The sequence below is a fragment of the Paracoccus rhizosphaerae genome, from assembly GCF_026162645.1.
Lineage (GTDB): Bacteria > Pseudomonadota > Alphaproteobacteria > Rhodobacterales > Rhodobacteraceae > Paracoccus > Paracoccus rhizosphaerae.
Genome location: NZ_JAOTBE010000176.1, coordinates 1 through 1,187, shown reverse-complemented (window position 1 = coordinate 1,187; position 1,187 = coordinate 1). Strand labels below are relative to the sequence as shown.

At 68.0% G+C, this 1,187-nt stretch carries 1 protein-coding gene; it reads right to left on the bottom strand.

Annotation, left to right across the window (positions count from 1 at the left end):
* Positions 1–1,113, bottom strand: a 1,113-nt coding sequence (gene istA / locus OC184_RS20260; RefSeq protein WP_407674422.1) for an IS21 family transposase, incomplete at its 3' end; no start/stop codon positions are given.
* Between the last annotated feature and the right edge of the window lie 74 nt (positions 1,114–1,187).

Sequence of the window (1,187 nt, the reverse complement as noted above, 5' to 3'; positions counted from 1 at the left end):
ATCCTGCCCGGCATGCCGGACACGCAGGTCCGGGCCCGCCACGATGACTGTCACCCGCTCGCCAATCAGCGTCCAGGGCACGGAATAGGCGTTGCCGTCGACTTCAACAGAACAGTCCGAGGTCACCTTCCGCACCAGTTCCCGGCTGGCCAGGAACGGCGGGGTCCCGGCGGCTGGCCGCAGGACAGGCGCCTCGTCGCGGTCGAACCGCAACCTGGGCGCCTCGCCGGTCGTGCCGTGGACCCGCGCATCCGCTACCTCGCGCGTCCAGGCCTCCAGGTGCGCCTCGAGTGCGGCGAAGCTCTCGAAGCGCCGGCCAGCGACCGCGTTCTTCTTCACATAGCCGACGCCACGCTCGTCCTTGCCCTTTGTCCGGGCCCGATAGGGCGCGCAAGCCTTCACCCTGAAGCCCCAGTGCCGCGCGAAGGCATGCAGCTTGGGGTTCAGGACCACCTCGCGCGAGACCGGGTCATGGTGCTGGATCAGCGCACGGGCGTTATCGAGCAGCACTTCCTCAGGCACGCCGCCGAAGGCCCGGAAGCAGCTCTCCATGCCGTCGAACCAGTATTCCTGGCGTTCGCCCCGGTAGGCCCGGGTGTGCAGCTTGCGGGAATAGCCGAGCGTGGCGACGAAGAAGAACACCTTCTCCATCCGGTCCCCGATCGCAACGCGCCGCTCCCCGAAGTCGATCTGCAACTGCTGACCGGGCCGCGTCTCGAAGCGCACCGTCGCGCGGGCCTCGGCACGGAGCTCCTGGCGCAGGTGGGCAACTGCGTGCTCGACCGTGCGCAGGCTCACCACGATCCCAAGCTCCGCCGCAAGTTCCTGCCGGACCACATCGGCATTGCCGGCATGGCGGCGGAAACGCTCGCCAAGCAACGCCTCAAGACCGTCGAGCGCCCGGGGCCGCCGCACGACTTTCGCGGCGCTCCAGCCGCCCTCCGCCAGCCATCGCTTCGCCGTGTTGCGGGAGCACCCCAATTCGGCCGCGATCCGCTTGCTCCCCCAACCGCAGGCCTTCAACGCAAGCATGGCCGACACTTCGTCCGGTGTCCGCATCTCGATCCTCCCCGACACCACCGTCGGTGAAAGACCTTCCCTCAACTCGCTCATCTTGGAACCTCCTCTCCACAGGAAGGGTCAGTCCCTCATGTCGACAAGGCGGCAGTTCGCCGTGTCGCCTGACA